The sequence below is a fragment of the Actinosynnema sp. NPDC037264 genome (assembly GCF_055603705.1).
On record NZ_JBVJVK010000080.1, the window covers coordinates 1 to 19,482 of the forward strand.

Sequence of the window (19,482 nt, forward strand, 5' to 3'; positions counted from 1 at the left end):
CCCCCCCCCCCCCCCCCCCCCCCCCCCCCCCCCCCCCCCCCCCCCCCCCCCCCCCCCCCCCCCCCCCCCCCCCCCCCCCCCCCCCCCCCCCTCGCGGGTGGTGGTGAGGCGTGGTGGTGAGGCGCGAGTGGTGGCCCCGGGATGGTCGAGCCCGGGGCCACCCGCTCACCGCAGGCCGGCGTCCACGGCGTTGATCAGGGTGCCGTTGGCGGTGTCGCCGGACATCTCCCAGATCATCGCGCCGAGCAGGCCGCGCTGCTTGAGCCACGCGGTCTTCTTCTGGATCGCCCACACGTCGTCGAACGTCCACCACTGCCCGCCGTTGCCGGTGAAGCAGGACGTCGCCACGGCGGCCTCGTCGTGGTGCACCGCGCAGCCGGGCACGCTCGCCAGCAGGTTCGAGTAGCCGCGCGTGCCCGCCTCCTCGGCGAACTGACCCGGCGCGGCGCCGGTGGCCGACTGCCACTCGCCGTTCTTCGCGCCGGCCTGGACGCCCTGCCAGCCGCGGCCGTAGAACGCCAGCCCGATGGTGATCTTGCGCGGGTTCACGCCGACCGAGGTGTAGGCGTTCACCGCGTTCTCCACGCTGAAGTGGAACGAGTAGGGGTCGTCCACGTCGGCGTAGAGGTTGCCCTGGTGGCCGGTGCGGTTGGGCTCCCACGAGTTGTCGCTGCCCGCGCCGTGGAAGTCGTAGCCCTGCACGTTGAAGACGTCCAGGGACTTCGCCACCTGTGGCAGGTCCCACCCGGCGTCGATCTTCGCCGGGTCGGCCGGGGTGAACGCGGTCAGGTCGTACCGCCTGCCGGTCTCCCGGCTCAGCTCGTCGAGCTGCCGGCGGAACTCGTCGATCAGCAGCGTGTTGTTCTGCTTGTCGTTCGGCCCGATGTGGTTGCCCGCGTGCCCCTCCGCGCCCGGCCACTCCCAATCGAGGTCGATGCCGTCGAAGATGCCCGCCGCCGTGCCGGGGCCGCCCGCCGCGTTGTAGACGGGCAGGTTGCCCCTGATGTAGACGTCCAGGCAGGACTTGACGAACTTCTTGCGCGCCGCGTCCGTGGCCGCGACGTCGGAGAAGTACTTCGAGTAGGTCCACCCGCCCAGCGAGATCAGCACCTTCAGGTGCGGGTGCTTGGCCTTGAGCTTGCGCAGCTGGTTGTAGTTGCCGCGCAACGGCTCCCAGCCGGTGTCGCCGACGCCGTCCACCGACTGCGCCGCGCTGAACGGCCTGCTGTAGTCGGCTTCCGCGTCACCCGCGCCGTCGCCCTGGTTCGGGTCCTGCGGGTCGGGTGAGGTGCCCTTGGTGACGCCGTGCAGGCAGGTCAGGTTGACCGGGTCGATGTTGCCGAACGCGTAGTTCAGGTGCGTCAGCTTCGCCGCCGTGCCGCTGGTGTCGAGGTTCTTCACGAAGTACTGCCGGCCGTAGATGCCCCACTGCACGAAGTACCCGACCCGCGCGTACCCGTCGACGATGTCCGAGGTCGACACCGTGACGGCGTTGCCCGGCCCCGACACGTTGTCGTACAGGTCCCGGGCGCGGACGGTGAAGGTGTAGGCGGTGGACGGCGACAGGCCGTCGACGCGCGCCGTCGTGCCGGTGACGGTCGCCTTCACCGCGGCGCCCTGATAGACGTCGTAGTTGGCCACGCCCCGGTTGTCGGTGGCCGCGTCCCAGCTCAGCGTGACGCTGCCGGCGTCCTTCGCGGTGCTGCGCAGGTTGGTCGGCGCGGTCGGCGGCTGGGTGTCGTCGGCCGGGTTGTTCGTGGTCACGGCCAGCACGTTCGACGCGGTGGACAGCGTGCCCTTGGTGTCCTTGGCCTTGACCGTGAAGGCGTAGGCGGTGTTCGGGGTGAGGCCGGTGACGGTGGTGCTCGTGGACGTGACCGCGGTGGCCAGGGTGGCGCCGTTGTACACCTCGTACCCGGCGACGGGGAGTGAGCCGGGTGCCGAGGCGGTCCACGCCAGGGAGACGGTCTTGGTGGTCCGCACCGGCGAGTGCAGGTCGGCGGGCGGGGTGGGCGGTGTGTCGGGCGTGCCGTCGCAGTTGGCGTTGTTCACCCGGCAGGTGACCGGCTCGGCGGCCCGGCTGAGGGTGAACGTCGGGCTGTACGGCTCGGTGGAGCGGCGGGCGCCCACGCTGCGGTTGTAGTGCACCGGGTTGAGCGTGACGGCGGTGCCGGTCTGGCTGATCGTGGCGTGCTGCGCGCCGCTCGCCGTGACGCCGGCGGGCAGGGTGAAGGTGATCGACCAGTCGGCGAGCACCGCGTCGGTGTTGTTGTTGACCACGAACTTGCCGGTGGAACCGGTGAGGCTGAAGTCGGCCGTGGTCGGCGCGGGCGGCGGTGGCGGCGGGCCGCTGCCGTCGCAGTTCGCGCCGTTGACCGCGCAGGACGTCGGGTCGACGGCCTGGCTGAGGGTGAACGTCGGGCTGTACGGGTCGGTGGTGCGGCCCGGCTGGATGGTGCCGATGTAGAACGCGGGCGTCAGGGTCACCCGCGTGCCGGTCTGGGTGGTGGTGGCGTGCTGCGCGCCGCTGACGGTGACGCCCGCGGGCAGGTCGAACTTGATCGACCAGCCGGAGACGGCGGCGGTCGTCGGGTTGGCGACCACGAACGTGCCGGTGGCGCCGGTCCTGCTGAACGTGGCGGTCAAGCCGGTCGCGGCGGCGGCCGGTGCGGACAGCGCTGCGGTGGCCAGGAGGAAGGCCAGGAGTGCGGTGAACGGTCGGCGCATCAGGGTGTGCCTCTCGAGTACGGGGACAGTCGAGAACCACGGCGGCCTGGTCGTGCCGGTCTTTTCCGGGACGCTGCCGAAGGTAGGTCGTGCGGCGGTCGTTGACAATGGGTCTAGACCAATTGCGTCCGTTCAGCCGTGTGGCGCGAAGCGCAGGCGGGTGCCGGGCCCGGCCTGCCCGAGCAGCGGGAGGACGTGCGCGGCGACCACGCCGATCACCGGGTAACCGCCGGTCGTGGGGTGGTCGGCGAGGAACACCACGGGCCGACCGTCGGCCGGCACCTGCACCGCGCCGGTCACCAGGCCTTCGCTCGGCAGCTCCTGCCCGACCCGGCACGCGGTCCGGTCCAGCGCGGTGCCGGTGAGGCGGATGCCGACGCGGTTGCTGCGGTCGGACACCGTCCAGCGGCCGTCCCGCAGTCGGCGCGCCGGGTCGTCGAACCAGTCGTCGCGTGGGCCGAGCAGGACGGGCACGACCAGCTCGTCCGGGGTGCGCGTCGGCACCAGCACGTCCACGCCCACCGGCACGCCGGTCGGGTCGCCGAGGGGCAGTTCGTCGCCGGGTCGCAGCGGGGCCGGGCCGAGGCCGGAGAGCAGGTCGGTGGACCGGCTGCCCAGCTCGGCCGGGACCGCGATGCCGCCGGACACCGCGAGGTAGGACCGGAGGCCGCCGCTGGGCGTGCCGAGGGTGAGGGTGTCGCCGGGCGCCAGGTGCAGCGGCGAGTCGCGCGGGACGCCGTCGACCAGGGCCGGTGTCGACGGGCCGGTCACGGCGACGGTGCAGGAGGCGTTGGCGCGCAGGGCGAGGCCGCCGAGGAGCACTTCGAGGCCGGCGGCGCCCTCGGGGTTGCCGACCAGGCGGTTGGCGAGCGTGAGCGAGGGGAGGTCGAGGGCCCCGGAAGGCGGGACGCCCAGGTGCGCGTTGCCGGGCCGGCCCAGGTCCTGGACCAGGGTCTGCGGGCCCGTGCGAAGGACGGTGAGGGTGCGTTGGCTTCGGGGGTCCTGGACGTGGGGCACCCGTGCGCTGGACGTAGGACTCACGGGGTGGGTGGTCATCGGACGGCCTCGAAGCGGACGCGGTCGCCGGGGGTGAGCAGGGCGGGGGTGGGGCGGCGCGGGTCGAACAGGGGCGCGTCCGTGCGGCCGATCAGCCGCCAGCCGCCGGGGGTGGCGCGGGGGTAGGCGGCGGTGAACTCGCCCGCCACGCCCACCGAGCCCGCCGGGACCTTCGTGCGCGGCGAGTCCAGGCGCGGTTGGCGCAGCGGCTCGGGCAGGCCGGTCAGGTAGGCGAAGCCGGGCGCGAAACCGCAGAAGGCGACCCGGTACTCCGCGCCGGTGTGCAGCTCGACCACCTCGGCCGCGGTCAGGCCCGCCGTCTCGGCGACCAGGTCCAGGTCCGGGCCGTCGTAGCGGACCTCGATGACGACCTCGTCGCCGTCGACCTCGGAGTGGTGGACGAGGTCCGCCGCGGTCAGGAGCTTCCGCACCGCCGCCGCGCCACCCGGCCTGGTGACGACCAGGACGGTGCGGGCGGCCGGGACGAGTTCGACCAGGTCGGGCAGGTCGGCCGCGGCGACGGCGGCGCGCACGGCCTCCACCTCGCCGAGCGAGTCCACCTCGACGAGCACGCCGTCCGTGCCGCAACGCCGCAGCTGCATGGGTACAGGTTAGATGAGGATTGTTGAACAATCAGCATTGAACTGCCGCTGCTCCGCAGACGGCGGCTCGGTCGCCCGGAAGTCGATCGCTCGCGTGGTGGCCGGCTTCGGCGGCAATCGAACTCAGCCGACGACGCGCTGCAGGTGTGCCGAGGTGTGCGGCTGGAGCGGCTGGCCGACCATGGCCCGCTCCTCGACGTACGCCAGGTCGCCGTTGTTGACGATGCCGTACAGCCGCTGCGCGCCGACGACCTCCTTGGCGGTCGCCGTGCGCACCACCGCGTCCGTGGTCATCTCCCACGACGTCTGGTTGCGCGGCTTGCCGTAGTACAGCTCCACGATCCCGGTGTTGTGCGTGATCAGCACCTCGATCGTGTCGTCCGGCTGCGGGCGCCAGAAGCCCGTCTCCCGCGCCGCCTGGCGGATCACGCCGCCGTCCTCGTCCAGCAGCCAGGCCCGCGCCTCGTAGTACAGGAACGGCCGACCGTCGTGCGCGAACGTGATCTGCTGCCCGTACCGGAACGGGCCGTCGATCGTCGGGTACACGACCTCGCCCTCGCCGCGCCACACGCCGACCAGCGGCAGCAGCGCGAGGCAGGCGTCGTGCAGCGAGGGTCCGGAGCGCAGGTTCGCCGTGTCCGCCGGGATCGGCAGGTCGTCGAACTGCGGCAGGTTGCGCGCCCCGGTCACCGAGGCGCGCGAAGCGGCGGCCTGCACGGCCGCGTCACCACTGCCCGGAACGGGCCCGTTGTCGCTCACCGCTGGTCGGAGAACAGGCGGTACACCACGTACCCGGCGAACCACACGACCAGCAGGGACACGAGGACCAGCAGTCCTGTGAAGAAGTGTTCCACCCGCCCAGTTTAGGCACCCGGGCCCGGAAGCCGCCGACCCCGGTGGCGAACGCCACCGGGGTCGGCGAGGGGTAGCGCCGGGGGCAGCCCGTGCGCTCCCCGGGTCTCGGGGGTGTGGTGTCAGGCCACCGCGACCTCGACCGGGTGCACGCCCGGCCCGTCCGCGCTGACCGACGCCTGCCCGTTGCCCGACCGGTGCAGCGCGCGGATCGTCCACGTGCCCGGCGCGGCGAAGAACCGGAAGTCGCCGTCGGCCGAGGACACGACCTCGGCGGTGAACTCGCCCGAGGCGTCCAGCAGGCGCACGAACGCGCCGCCGACCGGTGCGCCCTCGGACCGGACCTTGCCGGACAGCACGACCTCGTTCGCGCCGACCTGGATGTCGACGCCCTGCTCGGGCGCGCCGCAACCGTCCAGACTCATGATCAGGCCTCCTTGCCGCTGCCGAGCTCGACCGGCACGCCGACGAGCGAGCCGTACTCGGTCCAGGAACCGTCGTAGTTCTTCACGTCCTCGTGGCCGAGCAGCTCGTGCAGCGCGAACCACGTGTGCGACGAGCGCTCGCCGATGCGGCAGTAGGCGATCGTCTTGCGGGAGCCGTCGAAACCGGCCTCGCCGTAGATCTCGGCCAGCTCCTCGTTCGACCGGAACGTGCCGTCCTCGTTGGCCGCCTTGCTCCACGGCACGTTGATCGCGCTCGGGATGTGGCCGGCGCGCTGCGCCTGCTCCTGCGGCAGGTGGGCGGGCGCGAGCAGCTTGCCGGAGAACTCGTCGGGCGAGCGCACGTCGACCAGGTTCTTGTTGCCGATCGCGTCGACGACCTCGTCGCGGAACGCGCGGATCGCCAGGTTCTGCTCCTGGGCGGTGTAGCTCGTCGCCGGGCGCTCGACCTGCTCCTTGTCCAGCGGGCGGCCGTCGAGCTCCCACTTCTTGCGGCCGCCGTCGAGCAGCTTCACGGCGTCGTGGCCGTAGAGCTTGAAGTACCAGTAGGCGTAGGCGGCGAACCAGTTGTTGTTGCCGCCGTACAGGATGACCGTGTCGTCGTTGGAGATGCCCTTGGCGGACAGCAGCTTCTCGAAGCCCGCGCGGTCGACGAAGTCGCGCCGCACCGGGTCCTGGAGCTCGTTCCTCCAGTCGATCTTCACCGCGCCCGGGATGTGGCCGCCGTCGTAGGCGGTGGTGTCCTCGTCCACCTCCACGAACACCACGCCGGGCGCGCTGAGGTTCTCCTCGGACCAAGCGGCCGAGACCAGGACGTCTTCACGGCTCATCGAGCTGCTCCAATTTCTTCGTTCTGACTGCGACTTGGTGTCACTGGGGTCGGGCGAGCGCGGGTGCGTAGCGGCGCAGGAGCAGGAACAGCTCACAACCCAGGCACAGGCCGACCGCGGCGTTGAGCAGCGCGGCGACCAGTGCGGCGGAGGTGGCGACGACTCCGAGCGCGGTGAAACCGGTGGTGTAGCCGATCGTGCCGATGAGCGCGAAGACGAACCCGACGCCCTGCGCGAACCGCAGCGGGGCGGCCTCCTCGCGCTCGGCCGTCGGCTTGATCCTCGGCTGCACGGCGAACCGGTAGACGTGGCCCCACGGGTTGAGCTTCAGCGAGATGAACGCGCACATCGCGAAGAGCACGGTCTGGGCGGCGAGCAGCCGCCACGAGCCGGTCAGCAGGACGACCGCCAGGATGGCGGTGGTGATCCAGGCGCTGAACCGCGGGCCGCGCGGGTCGACCGGCGCGTCCTTGGTGGCGGTGGCATCTAAAGGCATGGCGACCTCCTGACGGTGGACAAGACTGGTAGTCCGTCTCAGGCGGTGTTAGGGGCAGGCGCGCACCACCGTCAAGGGTGTGCGGGCCGCCGGGAACCGCCCGGTCAGCGCGCCGCGCGACACAGGCTGCTGCGCACGCGGCACAGGTCCACCGCGAGTCGCTTGGTCAGCAGCGTGGTCATGGGTTCGAGACTAGCCGCTCGTCCCTGCTGTCGGGAGTGGCGTCCAAGGCGTGGGAATACCGAGGTTCACCCGATCGGGCCAGGCAGGTGTGGGCGCAAAGCCGCAATGAGGCGGTCCGCCTTCGGGACGCCACCGACCCGGAGCAGCTCCGCGCCCGAGGCGTCCAGCGCCACCGTGGTCGGCGCGCGCAGCACCCCGAGGTCGGCGGCGACCTCCGGCAGGTCGGTCACGTCGAGCTCGACGTGCCGCAGCCCCGCGGTGCGGCCGGCGAGGTCCTCGAGCACGGTGCGGGCCTGCCGGCAGTTCGCGCAGAACGTCGTGGAGAGCTGCACCAACGTCACCGGGACGCCCGGGTCGATCAGGTCGCGCACGGGCGCGGGCAGGCCCTGGTGCGGTTTCGCCACGCGCACGCGGCCGTCCCGGGCGCGCAGCGCCACGGCGACCGCGGCGACGACCGCGACCGCGCCGAACAACGCCCACACACCGGTCATCAGCCGCCGCCCTGGTCCAGGAGGATGTCGTTGATCGCGCCTTCCACGGTGAAGGCCCCACTCTCCACCTTGACCGCGGTCGGTGTCACCGTGAAGGGCAGCGCGCCGGGGTCGATGGTCACGCTCAACGCCTCGCGCACCACGCCGAGCACCGCGTCCAGCCCGTCCAGCGCCATGTCGTCCAGCTCGACGTCGTTCACCGCGATCATCACCTGGCCGTTGACCAGCGACACCGTCCCGTACGCGGTGATGCGGAGGTCGCGGCCGGCGACGTTGGTCTTGCCCGACAGCCGCACCGCCGCGACCGTCGGGTCCGGCGCCTGCCCGTCCGTGACCTTGGTGCGCTTGTCCGGGTCGATCGCCAGGTCGGTGAACGGCGTGATCTGGTTGACCAGCCGGCTCAGGTCGTTGACCTTGATCTTGACGCTGCCCTTGACCTGGTCGATCCGCGCGTCGCGGGTGTTGCCGGCCAGCAGGTCCGACAGGCCGATCCGGGTGTGCTTGAGGTTCGCCCGGATCTCCAGGTCGCGCAGCTGGTCGCGCACCGGCACGCCGGTGGCGCTGATCTCGATGTCGCGGTAGTCGCCGCCGATCGCCTGCGTGATGAACGGGAAGCCGTTGATCCGGACCGACGGGTCCTCGCTGAGCCCGAACTTCTCCCGCATCTTCTGCGCCACCTGGTACTCGCCGACCGCGGCCAGCGCGAAGTCGGCGGCGACCAGCAGCGCGCCCACGACGAGCGCGGCGATGATCAGCTTGCGCCCGCGCGTGGAACGGCGGCGGTTCGTGTCGGTCGCGGTCATCGCCTGCCCTTTGTCCGGTCCGGGTGGTGCTGCGAGGTGCGTTCGGCCAACCAGGTCGCGATCCGGTCTACCAGAGCGGGCGTCATCGACGACTCGGCGTGCCGCACGCCCGGCTCCAGCCACAGCTCGGCGTCGCCGCCCGCGGCCCGGTGCAACGCGACGGCGTGAGCCGGGCCGAAGTAGTGGTCCTGCTCACCGTGCACGATCAGCAGTGGGGTCGGGGTGATGCGGTGCACCACCTCCAGCGGGCTCTCCGGCGCGGTCCGCCACGGTGGGCCGAGGCGCACGCCCAGCGCGCGGGCGGCGAGCCTGCCGTGCGGCTGTTCGAGCAGCCAGTGCACGCGGCGCATCGCCACCGTGTCGCGCACCCACCAGCGCGAGGGCGCGCTGACCGCCGCCACGGCGTCCGGCCGCTCGTCGTGCAGGCCCGCGTGGCGCAGGGCGACGGACGCGCCCATGGAGAAGCCGACGGTCGCCACCCGCCGGTAGCCGAGCTCGCGGGCGAGCGACACCCCGGCCGCGAGGTCGTGGATTTCGTCACCGCCGACGGTGGACCGCCCGGCGGAGCGGCCGTGGCCCCGGAAGTCCAGCGCGACGACCCCGCCGTGCCTCGCGAACCGGTGCAACACGCGTGACACGAACGGCTTGCGGACGTGGTTCGTGAAGCCGTGACCCACCACGAATGCGAGATCCGTCACGGTCGGTGTCGATCTCACATGCACACCGCGCAGGAGGACGGCGTCATGTGACATGGATGTAACAGGCGTGACGCTTGTGGAAACAACTGTGACTCTGTCCTGCTGACCTGGGTCTTTCGTGGTGTGCACCGGTATCGTCTCCGTCATCCGCAGGCAACGGGGCCCGGTCACCGTACTTCGCCTGTGCCTGGTCGGTGACCAAGCACCGGCCGAACGAGAGGGCGCCGCGATGAGTATCGATGTGCTGCTGCTGACCACCGACTCCGACCCCGAGGCGGTTCTCCCCGCGCTGTCGCTCCTCCCGCACGAGGTGCGGCCGCTGCGCCCGGAGGTCTCGGCGCTGCTGGAAGCCGGTCCGCACGACATCGTGCTGGTCGACGCCCGGACCGACCTGGTCGCGGCGCGCAGCCTGTGCCGGCTGCTCGACTCCAGCGGCGTGGACGTGCCCGTGGTGGCGGTCGTCACCGAGGGCGGCCTGGTCGCGGTCAACTCCGACTGGAGCGTGGACGAGATCCTGCTCCCGACCTCCGGCCCGGCCGAGGTGGACGCCCGCCTGCGCCTGGTGCGCTCCCGGCGCGGCACCACGCAGCCCGGCGGCGACGGCTCGATCCAGCTCGGCGAGCTCGTCATCGACGAGGCGACCTACACGGCCCGCCTGCGCGGTCGCCCGCTCGACCTGACCTACAAGGAGTTCGAGCTCCTCAAGTACCTGGCGCAGCACGCGGGCCGCGTGTTCACCCGCGCGCAGCTGCTGCAGGAGGTCTGGGGCTACGACTTCTTCGGCGGCACGCGGACGGTGGACGTGCACGTCCGGCGCCTGCGCGCCAAGCTGGGCCCCGAGCACGAGTCGCTCATCGGCACCGTGCGCAACGTGGGCTACAAGTTCGTGCGGCCCCCGCGCCCGGGCAGCGCCCGCCGCGTGGACCACGCGATCGACGCGCCCGAGACGACGATCGACGACGCCGAGCTGATCTACGGTGTTTGATTGCCGCTGCTCCGCAGACGGCGGCGAGGTCGCCTGGAAGTCGGCCGCTCGCGCCTGATTTCCCGACGATCGAAAAGCGTGATCGCCGGAAAATGAGTCGCGAACGACCGACGCGACCTCGCGGGGCGAGCTCCGGGTAGGTTTTCGGTGTGGAATTGACCTGGTTCGAGGTGTTGTCCCCCGAGCAGGCCGACGAGGTCAGCGGTCTGCTCGGGGCGGCCGAAGCCGCCGACGGCGTGGCCCCGATCGGCGAGGCGGTCGTCCTGCGCCTGCGCCCCGACGCGCGCGGCAGCCGTCACCTGCTCGCCCGTGACGGCGCGACCCTCGTCGGCTACCTGCACCTGGACGTCTTCGGCGACTCCGACGGCAACGAGGTCGCGGAACTCGCCGTGCACCCCGACCACCGCCGTCGCGGGCACGGCGCCGCGCTGGTCGAAGCCGTGGCCGACCGCGCCAAGCCCCTGCGGATCTGGTCGCACGGCGGGCACCCCGGCGCCGCGGCGCTCGCCGCGAAGCTCGGCTACCGCAAGGTCCGCGAGCTGCTGCGCCTGCGCCGCCCGCTGGACGCCGACCTGCCCGAACCCGTGCTGCCTCCCGGCGTGGCGCTGCGCTCGTTCGTGCCGGGCCGTGACGAGGCCGCGGTGGTCTACGTCAACCACCGCGCGTTCGCGTGGCACCCCGAGCAGGGCGCGATGAGCATCGAGGACGTGCGGGAGAAGGAAGAGCAGCCGTGGTTCGACCCGGCCGGCTTCCTGCTCGCGGTCGACGACGACGGGCGGCTGCTCGGCTTCCACTGGACCAAGGCGCACACCGCCGAGCTCGGCGAGGTGTACGTGGTCGGGGTCGACCCGGACGCGCAGGGCGGCGGCCTCGGCAAGGCGATCACCCTCGCGGGCCTGGCGCACCTGCGCGCGGCCGGGCTCACCGACGTGATGCTGTACGTCGAGTCCGACAACGCTGCGGCGTTGGCCGTGTACGACCGGTTGGGCTTCACGCGCTGGGACTCGGACGTCCAATACGCCCGGTAGTGACAAACCCATCACGCCATGCAAACGTGCAGGTCACGGGACACCCAAAAGGCGGTGTACTCGGTCACTTCCCGTGTGGTGTTCACCCGTCGTTCACCTTCTCCTGGGTGCCTGTCCACCCTCGCTACCTACCGTCCGTGTCGAGCGGCGGGGCTTCGCCGCGAAACCCGCTTCCGTAGCTGGAGGACTCCCAGGTGAAGACCAAGCGACACGGCGCCGTACTCGGCCTGATCGCGGCCGGTGCGCTTCTGCTCACCGCGTGTGGCAGCGACAACAACGCCCCCGGCACGGGTTCGACGTCGGCGGCCGGCGATTCGTCGGTCCCCGTCGAGTGCGGTGGCAAGTCGAAGCTGAGCGCCGAGGGCTCTTCCGCGCAGCAGAACGCGATCGCCACTTTCATCCAGGCCTACCAGGCGAAGTGCCCGGGCTCCGACCTCGCCTACAACGCCTCCGGCTCCGGTGCGGGCGTCAAGCAGTTCAACGCGGGCCAGGTCGACTTCGGCGGCTCCGACTCGCCGCTGTCGGAGAGCAAGGGCGAGGTCGCCGCGGCGGCCGAGCGCTGCGAGGGCAACCCGGCGTGGAACCTGCCGCTGGTCTTCGGCCCGGTCGCGCTGGGCTACAAGCTCGAGGGCGTCAACGACCTGGTCCTCAACGGCGAGGTGACCGCCAAGATCTTCAACGGCGGCATCAAGAAGTGGAACGACCCGGCCATCGCGGCGCTGAACAGCGGCGCGTCGCTGCCCGACAAGGACATCAAGGTCGTCTACCGCTCGGACGAGTCCGGCACGACGGACAACTTCCAGAAGTACCTGACCGCCGCCTCCAAGGGCGCGTGGACCCAGGGTGACGGCAAGCAGTTCAAGGGCGGTGTCGGCGAGGCCAAGGAGAAGTCCGCCGGCGTCGCGCAGGCCGCGGGCTCCGTCGACGGCGCCATCACCTACGTCGAGCTGTCGTTCGCGCAGGACAACAAGCTGTCCCTGGCCAAGATCGACACCGGCTCCGGCCCGGTCGAGCTGACCAACGAGACGGTCGGCAAGGCCATCGACGGCGCCACCATCAAGGGCGCCGGCAACGACCTGGTCCTCGACCTGGACTCGATCTACGGCTCCACCGCCGCGGGCGCCTACCCGCTGCTGCTGGCCACCTACGAGATCGTCTGCTCCAAGGGCTACGACGCCGACACCGCGAAGGCGGTCAAGGCGTTCCTCACGGTCGCGGCCACGACTGGCCAGGACGGTCTGGCGGACGCGGGCTACGCTCCGCTGCCGAAGGCCTTCCAGGACAAGCTGCTGACCGCCATCAAGGCCATCGCCTGACCAGGCCGGCACACTTCCCGGGAACGCCATTGCGATGAACGACCGCACAGTGGCCCCACGCCCCGCGGGCACCGGTTCGACCGGTGCCCGTGCGGGCGTTCCGGCTGCCCGACCCGACTCGGAGGCTCCGATTCCCCCGACCACGGAAGCCGACCAGAAGACCCACGTCCGGCCGGGTGACCGGATCTTCGCAGGCCTGGCCACGGGGTCGGGCATCTTCATCGTGGTCCTGATCGCGGCGATCGGCGTCTTCCTGCTGCTCCAGGCCATCCCCTCGCTCGCCCTGGACAAGGTCAACTTCCTGACCAGCCGCGAGTGGTCCACCGGCGACGTCGACGACATGCGCTACGGCATCCTCGACCTGCTCCTGGTCACCGTGGTGTCGTCCGCGTTCGCGCTGGTCATCGCGATGCCGATCGCGCTGGGCATCGCCCTGTTCCTCACCCAGTACGCGCCGCGCCGGCTCGCCCGGCCGTTCGCCTACGTCATCGACCTGCTGGCCGCCGTGCCGTCGATCATCTTCGGCCTGTGGGGCCTGCTCGTGCTCGGCCCGGTGCTCACCCCGATCGGCGAGTGGCTGACCGCCAACCTCGGCTGGATCCCGCTGTTCGCCGAGGGCAACGTCAGCATCGAGCTCGGCGGCACCATCTTCACCGCCGGCATCGTGCTGGCCGTGATGATCCTGCCGATCATCACCGCGGTCAGCCGCGAGGTGTTCGACCGCACGCCGGTCACCCACGTGGAGGGCGCCATCGCGCTCGGCGCCACCAAGTGGGAGGTCGTGCGCACCACCGTGCTGCCGTTCGGCAAGGCGGGTTACGTCAGCGCCTCGATGCTCGGCCTGGGCCGCGCCCTCGGCGAGACGATCGCGCTGACGATCATCCTCAGCGGCACGGGCGCCGCGTTCGCGTGGAGCCTGTTCGACGGCGGCGCGACGTTCGCGTCCAAGATCGCGCTGGCCGCGCCCGAGTTCAACGACCCGCGCACGGCGGGCGCCTACATCGCCGCCGGCCTGGTGCTGTTCGTCCTCACCTTCGGCGTCAACGCCCTCGCCCGGTCCATCGTCGCCGGTCACAAGGAGTACGAATGACGACCGACACGGCGGACCTGAACCGCCTCGCCACGCCGCCGACGTTCCAGAGCGTCAGCGGCGCGCGCAAGCTCAAGAACGGCGTCGCCACCGTCCTGGTGTACGGGGCGTTCCTCGTCGCGATCGTGCCGCTGATCTGGGTGCTGTGGGTGGTGATCCAGCGCGGTTTCCCGGTCGTGCTCGACGGCGACTGGTGGCAGAAGTCGCTGTCCGGCCTGCTGGGCCGCCAGCAGGGCGGCGGCGTCTACCACGCGATCTACGGCACGTTGGTGCAGGGCCTCGTGTGCGGTGCGCTGTCCGTGCCGATCGGCCTGTTCGTCGGCGTGTACCTGGTGGAGTACGGCGGCCGGTCCAAGCTGTCCCGGGCCACCACGTTCATGGTCGACATCCTCACCGGTGTGCCGTCCATCGTGGCCGCGCTGTTCGTCTACACGCTGTGGATCACCTACTTCGGCTTCGGCCGCAGCGGGTTCGCGGTGTCCCTCGCCCTGGTGCTGCTGATGGTGCCGGTGATCGTGCGGACCACCGAGGAGATGCTGAAGATCGTGCCGGACGAGCTGCGCGAGGCGTCCTACGCGCTCGGCATCCCCAAGTGGAAGACGATCGTGAAGGTCGTCATCCCGACGGCGCTGTCCGGCATCATCACCGGCATCATGCTGGCGCTGGCCCGCGTCATGGGCGAGACCGCGCCGGTGCTCGTGCTGGCCGCGTACGCGCCGTACATCAACTACAACCTGTTCGAAGGGCCGATGGCGTCGCTGCCGCTGCTCATGACGTCGGAGCGGAACAACCCGACGCAGGCCGGTTTCGAGCGGATCTGGGGTGCGGCGATCACCCTGGTCATCATCATCACGCTGTTCAACCTGCTGGCGACCGTGATCTCGCGGTGGCTGGCTCCGAAGACGAAGTGAGCGGGCGGTCATGGCCAAGCGCATCGACGTGAAAGACCTCAACCTGTACTACGGCAAGTTCCACGCCGTGGACGGTGTCTCGCTCGCCGTGCCGCCGAAGAACGTGACGGCGTTCATCGGCCCGTCCGGTTGCGGGAAGTCCACCGTGCTGCGGTCGTTGAACCGCATGCACGAGGTGGCGCCCGGGGCGCGGGTGGAGGGCACCGTGCTGCTGGACGGCGAGGACATCTACGCGTCCTCCGTCGACCCGGTGCAGGTGCGCCGGACCATCGGCATGGTGTTCCAGCGCCCCAACCCGTTCCCGACGATGTCCATCCGGGACAACGTGGTCGCGGGGCTGAAGCTCGCGGGCGAGCGGAACAAGAAGAAGCTCGACGAGGTGGCCGAGCGGTCGTTGCGCGGGGCGAACCTGTGGAACGAGGTCAAGGACCGCCTCGACCGCCCCGGCGGCGGCCTGTCCGGCGGTCAGCAGCAGCGGCTGTGCATCGCGCGGGCGATCGCCGTGCAGCCGGACGTGCTGCTGATGGACGAGCCGTGCTCGGCGCTGGACCCCATCTCCACTCTCGCGATCGAGGACCTGATCACGGAGCTGAAGAAGGAGTACACGATCGTCATCGTGACCCACAACATGCAGCAGGCGGCGCGAGTCAGCGACCAGACCGCGTTCTTCAACCTGCTGGGTGTCGGTCAGCCGGGTCGGCTGATCGAGGTGGACGACACGGAGAAGATCTTCTCCAACCCGGGCCAGAAGGCCACGGAGGACTACATCTCCGGCCGTTTCGGCTGATCACCGCCTTGGCTCCAGGAAGCCCTCCCACCAGCGGTGGGAGGGCTTCCGCGCGTTCGGGTGACAGGGGAACCACGGGCCCGCCCCAGCCGTCAAAATCGAGACACGGTCGCCCGTTCGGGGGTACCGTGACCGTTGGGATCGGCAGACTCGCAGGGGGTAACCGTGGCGGCGGAAGGTGCGTTGAGCGCACAGTCCATGCAGGCTATGACGGCCAACATGGTGGGGCTGAAGCAGGCCGCCGAGTCGGGCTCGTTCGCCATCAGCCAGGAAGGCGCCGAGGCCTACCTAAAGGCGATCGACAGCGCGATCACGGACCTCAACAAGATGGATCGCGAAATCAACCGGCTCCGCCAGGAGACCAAGCTCGGCACCAGCCCTGATGGCACCGCCATGGCGCGCTACAACCAGGAGAGCGTCGAAGGTGGAGCCGGCACGAGCGGCATCGTCCCGGCGGTCGAGCAGCTGCGGTCCGCGTTGAACGAGGCACGTGAGGCGTTGCAGAAGGCGATTGAGAACTATCGTGAGGTCGACAGCTCGAACGCCAGCACCTACCAGCGCTACTGAGGGTGGAGTCAGTTGATCAAGGGATTGTCGACTCGCGTCGTCCTGTCGTTGGCCGTGCTGGGTGCGGTCGCGACCGGCTGCACGACCGGAGGGACCGCCACGCCGGGACCCACGGGGGCGACGACGACCGAGCAGACGTCGAAGGCCACCACCAGTAGCAGCAAGCCGTCGGGTGGTGGTGACTCGTTGGCCGACTTCGACCCGTGCGCGGTCCTCGAGCCGTTGATGTCTCAGCTGAACCTCTCGAACCTCGAAAAGGTCGACGAGAAGGAATGCAGCGCTGAGTACCCGTCGCTCGGCCTTACCAGCGTTACGAAACAGCCTGAACTTGCGATCGCCGACGCCGTCGGTGACGGCAAGAAGACCGACATCTCCATCGGCTCGCGCAAGGCCAGGGTTGTCGAGGCTCCGGCCAGCAAGAACTCGTGTCTGGTGGCAGTCGAGGTGGGGCCGACGTCCAGGGTCGACGTCTTCGCCGTTTCCAACACCTCGGGCGCCGAGGCATGTGAGGTCGCCACCAAGGTCGCCACCGCCGTCGAACCGAAGCTGCCGAAGTAACCCAGAGGGGGGAGCACGTCGTGACGCCGCCGAACTCGCAGCCGCCGCAGGACACCAGCCAGGCGAGCCAGGTCACCTACGCCGGGCAGACCGATGCCGAGCTGCGCGAGGAGTACGAGCGCGCGAGCGAGGCGAACCCGGGGCTCTTCAACAACATCTTCGACTACATCCGCTACAAGCAGCAGTCGGCGCAGAACCAGTCCACGCAGGAGCAGCAGCTCGAGCAGGTGGTGGAGAACTACCGGCCGCCGCTGTCGCCGCCCGGCTCCCACTACCTGGGCTACGACCACAAGGCCCTCAAGGACATGGTCACCACGAACATGTCCCCGAGCACGGCCAACGAGCAGGGCGAGGCCTGGACCAAGCTCGGCAACACCCTCGCCGAGCTGCAGACCAACCTGAGCAGCGCCACGGCCGCCAGCAAGGGCGCCTGGCAGGGCGCGGCGGCGGAGTCGGCGCAGGGCTACTTCACCAACGTCGCCACCTGGTCCGGCAACGCCGCCCAGGGCGCGCAGCTCACCGGCAACAAGCTGTACTCCCAGAGCCAGGCGGCCGAGACGGCGAAGAACGCGATGCCCGAGCCGGTCGAGTTCAGCACCGCCGACGCCTACAAGATGTTCTTCTCCGAGCCCAACCCGTTCAAGTGGGCCGAGACGATCGACCAGATCGAGCAGAAGTTCGAGGAGAAGCAGCAGGCCCACGAACGTGCGGCCGAAGTCATGACGACCATGTCCACGAGCTTCCAGGAGTCGGGCTCGACCATGCCCGCCTTCTCGGCGCCACCGCCGATGTCGGGCTCCGGCGGCGGCGACCCGAGCCAACCCGGCACGGGCCAGATCGGCGGCCGGCCGACCATGCCCAGCGGCACGGGGACGGGCACGGGCACCGGAACGGGTGACTTCAGCCTGCCCGGCGGCGGCGGAACCGGCGGCGGCAACACCAACCAGTCCGGCTGGAACGGCCCCGGCGGCATCTCGACGCTGCCCGGGCCCGGCGGCGGTGGCGGGGGTGGCGGCGGTGGTGGTGGAAACACCAACATCCCCGGCCCCGGTCCGTACCCGCCCGGCATCTACCCGCCCGGCACAGGGCCCAACCGGCCCCCGATGCCGCCCGGCGGACGTCCCAACCCGAACGGTCCCGGCGGTGGCGGCGGCAACCGCGGCCCCGGCGGTCCTCCCGGAGGCGGCGGCGGCCGCGGGCTCGGCGGTGGCCCCGGCGGCATGGCCGCGGCCGGTCGCGGCGGCCTGGGCGGCTTCGGCCCCGGCGGCAGCGCGGGCACGCTCGGCGAGGCGGGCCGGACCGGGGCCGGCGGCTTCGGTCCCGGCGGCAGCGGCGGTCTCGGCGGCGCGGGCGCGGCGGGCCGCGGTGGCGCCGGCGGCATGGGCGCCGGCATGGGCGCGGGCGCCGGTGGCGCACGCGGCCAGGGCGACGAGGACAAGGAGCACAAGGCCGCGTCCTACCTGGTGGAGACCGAGGACGTCTTCGGCGACGGCACGATGGTCGCTCCGCCGGTCATCGGCGGGTGAGCGTGTTCTCGTTCGCCCTGTCCCACGCGGCGGCCGACATGCTCTGGGAGGACCTGAGGCTCGGCAGCCGTCCCTACCCGTTCGAATTCCCCTACCTCGGGCAGACGGTCGACGAGCGGCGCGGCATCCGCAACGCCGTCTACCGCGACCTGGAGTCGCGTGGCCTGGCCCGGCGCGGCCGGGTCGCGCCCGAGGTGGAGGAAGCGCTCACCCTGCTGGTCCGCTTCGACTACAGCCTCAACGCGGTCGCGTCGCTCGACGCGCGCAACGTCGAGCGCCAGCTGCTGGCGCGCGGCGGCGCGGCCGGTGAGAACGCGGCGCTCGCGGTCATGGACGACCGGCAGCTCAAGGTCGACCTGATGCGGGCGCCCGCGTTGCTGCGCACGATCGTGGACCTCGTCCCGCCGTCCCGACCGGGCCCCGGCCAGTCGATCACCGTGCCCATGCCGACGTCCGCGCCGCCACCGCCGCGCCGCGACGACGACTTCGGCAACGCCACCTTCACCCAGACCATGGCGCCGCGCTCGACCGCGGGCACGCAGGTCCGGGCGCTGGAAGCGGTGTTCGAACGCCCCCGGCTGCGCGCCGGCCAGTTCGGCGTCACGGTGCGCGGCAGGCACGGCCGGGAGCAGCGCGCGCCGCAGATCGCGTGGTTCGACAACGACCAGGGCCGCTACATGTCGCAGACGCGGCAGGGGCAGGACGGCCAGAAGTGGCTCACCCACGCCCCCGCCGACAACGCGCGCATCGCGGGACAGCTCGGGCAGGAGCTGAACGCCCTGCTCGCCTGAGGCTCAGGAACCGTCGCCGGTGTCGCCGTGGTAGCCGGGCATCCGGCCGGTGACCACGAAGACGGTCCGCTTGGCCACCGACACCGCGTGGTCGGCGAAGCGCTCGTAGAACCGGCCGAGCAGCGTCGTGTCGACCGCGGACGGCACGCCGTGCGCCCAGTCCTTGTCCATGATCACCGTGAACAGGTGGCGGTGCAGGTCGTCCATCGCGTCGTCGGCGTCCTCCAGCGACCGCGCCCGCTGCACGTCCTGCGTGCGGATGATGTCGGTCGCCTCACGCGCCAGCTCGACCGCGATGCGGCCCATCTCGGCGAAGTACGGCCGCACCGTGTCCGGCAGCACCGGGTTCGGGTGCCTGCGCCGCGCGGCCTTGGCCACGTGCAGCGCGAGGTCGCCCATCCGCTCCACGCTCTCGGCCGCGTGGATCACCGCGAGCACGATGCGCAGGTCGGTCGCGACCGGCGCCTGCAGCGCCAGCAGCGCGTACGCCTGCTCCTCGATGTCGGCGCGCACGTCGTCGATCTTGGCGTCGTCACCGATCACCTGCTCGGCGAGGGCTAGGTCCGCCCCGAGCAGGGAAGCGGTCGCGCGCTCCATCGCGTCGCCTGCCATGCCGCACATGTCGGCGAGCTGGTCGGCGAGTTGTCCGAGCTGGTCGTGGTAGGCCTCACGCATGGGCGTCAGCCTACGGCGAGGTCATCGCGGTAGCGACCCGCCCCGGTGAACCCGGGGTGAACCCGAG

General features: G+C 71.2%; 22 protein-coding genes. 10 read left to right on the forward strand and 12 right to left on the reverse strand.

What is annotated here, in order from left to right; all coding sequences use genetic code 11:
- Window positions 1-165: 165 nt before the first annotated feature.
- The 11 genes from ACZ7GX_RS41495 to ACZ7GX_RS41545 all read right to left on the reverse strand — a co-directional run bounded on the left by ACZ7GX_RS41495 (window position 166) and on the right by ACZ7GX_RS41545 (window position 9,181).
- A complete protein-coding gene (locus ACZ7GX_RS41495; protein WP_498785599.1) occupies window positions 166-2,727 on the reverse strand; it encodes a glycosyl hydrolase family 18 protein in 2,562 nt (853 codons plus the stop codon).
- 132 nt (window positions 2,728-2,859) lie between these two features.
- Entirely contained in the window at window positions 2,860-3,768 is a 909-nt protein-coding gene (locus ACZ7GX_RS41500; protein ID WP_498785601.1) for a 5-oxoprolinase subunit C family protein, read from the reverse strand.
- An 11-nt stretch (window positions 3,769-3,779) separates the two neighbouring features.
- On the reverse strand, window positions 3,780-4,385 hold the full coding sequence (pxpB, locus tag ACZ7GX_RS41505) for a 5-oxoprolinase subunit PxpB (RefSeq protein ID WP_498785603.1): 606 nt from the start codon (window positions 4,383-4,385) through the stop codon (window positions 3,780-3,782).
- A gap of 123 nt (window positions 4,386-4,508) precedes the next feature.
- Entirely contained in the window at window positions 4,509-5,144 is a 636-nt protein-coding gene (locus ACZ7GX_RS41510) for a heme-binding beta-barrel domain-containing protein (protein ID WP_498785605.1), read from the reverse strand.
- Between the two features lie 215 nt (window positions 5,145-5,359).
- The gene (locus ACZ7GX_RS41515) at window positions 5,360-5,662 is read right to left on the reverse strand and encodes a DUF1416 domain-containing protein (RefSeq protein WP_498785608.1); all 303 of its coding nucleotides are present in this window, start codon (window positions 5,660-5,662) and stop codon (window positions 5,360-5,362) included.
- A 2-nt stretch (window positions 5,663-5,664) separates the two neighbouring features.
- Entirely contained in the window at window positions 5,665-6,510 is an 846-nt protein-coding gene (locus tag ACZ7GX_RS41520) for a sulfurtransferase (RefSeq protein WP_230566273.1), read from the reverse strand.
- A gap of 40 nt (window positions 6,511-6,550) precedes the next feature.
- A complete protein-coding gene (locus ACZ7GX_RS41525; RefSeq protein WP_498785610.1) occupies window positions 6,551-7,006 on the reverse strand; it encodes a DUF4395 domain-containing protein in 456 nt (151 codons plus the stop codon).
- Between the two features lie 104 nt (window positions 7,007-7,110).
- Complete coding sequence (locus tag ACZ7GX_RS41530; RefSeq protein ID WP_360462167.1) at window positions 7,111-7,188, reverse strand: putative leader peptide; 78 nt, start codon at window positions 7,186-7,188, stop codon at window positions 7,111-7,113.
- Window positions 7,189-7,254: 66 nt separating this feature from the next.
- Window positions 7,255-7,680 carry a TlpA family protein disulfide reductase gene (locus tag ACZ7GX_RS41535; RefSeq protein ID WP_498785612.1) on the reverse strand — a complete coding sequence of 142 codons (426 nt, stop codon included), beginning with the start codon at window positions 7,678-7,680 and terminating at the stop codon, window positions 7,255-7,257.
- On the reverse strand, window positions 7,680-8,483 hold the full coding sequence (locus ACZ7GX_RS41540; RefSeq protein ID WP_498785614.1) for an LmeA family phospholipid-binding protein: 804 nt from the start codon (window positions 8,481-8,483) through the stop codon (window positions 7,680-7,682). Before ACZ7GX_RS41540 ends, ACZ7GX_RS41535 begins: the two co-directional genes overlap by 1 nt.
- Window positions 8,480-9,181, reverse strand: a complete 702-nt coding sequence (locus ACZ7GX_RS41545; RefSeq protein ID WP_498785616.1) for an alpha/beta hydrolase family protein — start codon at window positions 9,179-9,181, stop codon at window positions 8,480-8,482. Before ACZ7GX_RS41545 ends, ACZ7GX_RS41540 begins: the two co-directional genes overlap by 4 nt.
- Window positions 9,182-9,410: 229 nt before the next feature.
- Between ACZ7GX_RS41545 and ACZ7GX_RS41550 the strand changes: the two genes are divergently transcribed.
- The 10 genes from ACZ7GX_RS41550 to ACZ7GX_RS41595 all read left to right on the forward strand — a co-directional run bounded on the left by ACZ7GX_RS41550 (window position 9,411) and on the right by ACZ7GX_RS41595 (window position 18,740).
- Window positions 9,411-10,166, forward strand: a complete 756-nt coding sequence (locus tag ACZ7GX_RS41550; RefSeq protein WP_498785618.1) for a winged helix-turn-helix domain-containing protein — start codon at window positions 9,411-9,413, stop codon at window positions 10,164-10,166.
- 149 nt (window positions 10,167-10,315) lie between these two features.
- The gene (gene mshD, locus ACZ7GX_RS41555) at window positions 10,316-11,194 is read left to right on the forward strand and encodes a mycothiol synthase (protein WP_498785620.1); all 879 of its coding nucleotides are present in this window, start codon (window positions 10,316-10,318) and stop codon (window positions 11,192-11,194) included.
- Between the two features lie 194 nt (window positions 11,195-11,388).
- A complete protein-coding gene (gene pstS, locus ACZ7GX_RS41560) occupies window positions 11,389-12,510 on the forward strand; it encodes a phosphate ABC transporter substrate-binding protein PstS (protein WP_498785622.1) in 1,122 nt (373 codons plus the stop codon).
- A gap of 34 nt (window positions 12,511-12,544) precedes the next feature.
- Window positions 12,545-13,600, forward strand: coding sequence for a phosphate ABC transporter permease subunit PstC (gene pstC, locus ACZ7GX_RS41565; RefSeq protein ID WP_498785624.1), 1,056 nt, complete (start codon window positions 12,545-12,547; stop codon window positions 13,598-13,600).
- Window positions 13,597-14,511 carry a phosphate ABC transporter permease PstA gene (gene pstA, locus ACZ7GX_RS41570; protein WP_498785626.1) on the forward strand — a complete coding sequence of 305 codons (915 nt, stop codon included), beginning with the start codon at window positions 13,597-13,599 and terminating at the stop codon, window positions 14,509-14,511. The genes pstC and pstA overlap by 4 nt, the downstream gene beginning before the upstream one ends.
- 10 nt (window positions 14,512-14,521) lie before the next feature.
- Window positions 14,522-15,298, forward strand: a complete 777-nt coding sequence (gene pstB / locus ACZ7GX_RS41575) for a phosphate ABC transporter ATP-binding protein PstB (RefSeq protein ID WP_498785628.1) — start codon at window positions 14,522-14,524, stop codon at window positions 15,296-15,298.
- Window positions 15,299-15,463: 165 nt separating this feature from the next.
- On the forward strand, window positions 15,464-15,865 hold the full coding sequence (locus tag ACZ7GX_RS41580) for a hypothetical protein (RefSeq protein WP_498785630.1): 402 nt from the start codon (window positions 15,464-15,466) through the stop codon (window positions 15,863-15,865).
- 12 nt (window positions 15,866-15,877) lie between these two features.
- Entirely contained in the window at window positions 15,878-16,423 is a 546-nt protein-coding gene (locus ACZ7GX_RS41585; RefSeq protein WP_498785632.1) for a DUF3558 family protein, read from the forward strand.
- A gap of 20 nt (window positions 16,424-16,443) precedes the next feature.
- A complete protein-coding gene (locus tag ACZ7GX_RS41590; protein ID WP_498785634.1) occupies window positions 16,444-17,949 on the forward strand; it encodes a PPE domain-containing protein in 1,506 nt (501 codons plus the stop codon).
- Window positions 17,946-18,740: an ESX secretion-associated protein EspG gene (locus ACZ7GX_RS41595; RefSeq protein ID WP_498785636.1), complete on the forward strand. Its 795-nt coding sequence runs from the start codon at window positions 17,946-17,948 to the stop codon at window positions 18,738-18,740. The genes ACZ7GX_RS41590 and ACZ7GX_RS41595 overlap by 4 nt, the downstream gene beginning before the upstream one ends.
- 3 nt (window positions 18,741-18,743) lie before the next feature.
- On the opposite strand, the gene phoU is transcribed toward ACZ7GX_RS41595, so the two are convergent.
- Window positions 18,744-19,415: a phosphate signaling complex protein PhoU gene (gene phoU / locus ACZ7GX_RS41600; protein WP_230566287.1), complete on the reverse strand. Its 672-nt coding sequence runs from the start codon at window positions 19,413-19,415 to the stop codon at window positions 18,744-18,746.
- Window positions 19,416-19,482 lie beyond the last annotated feature (67 nt).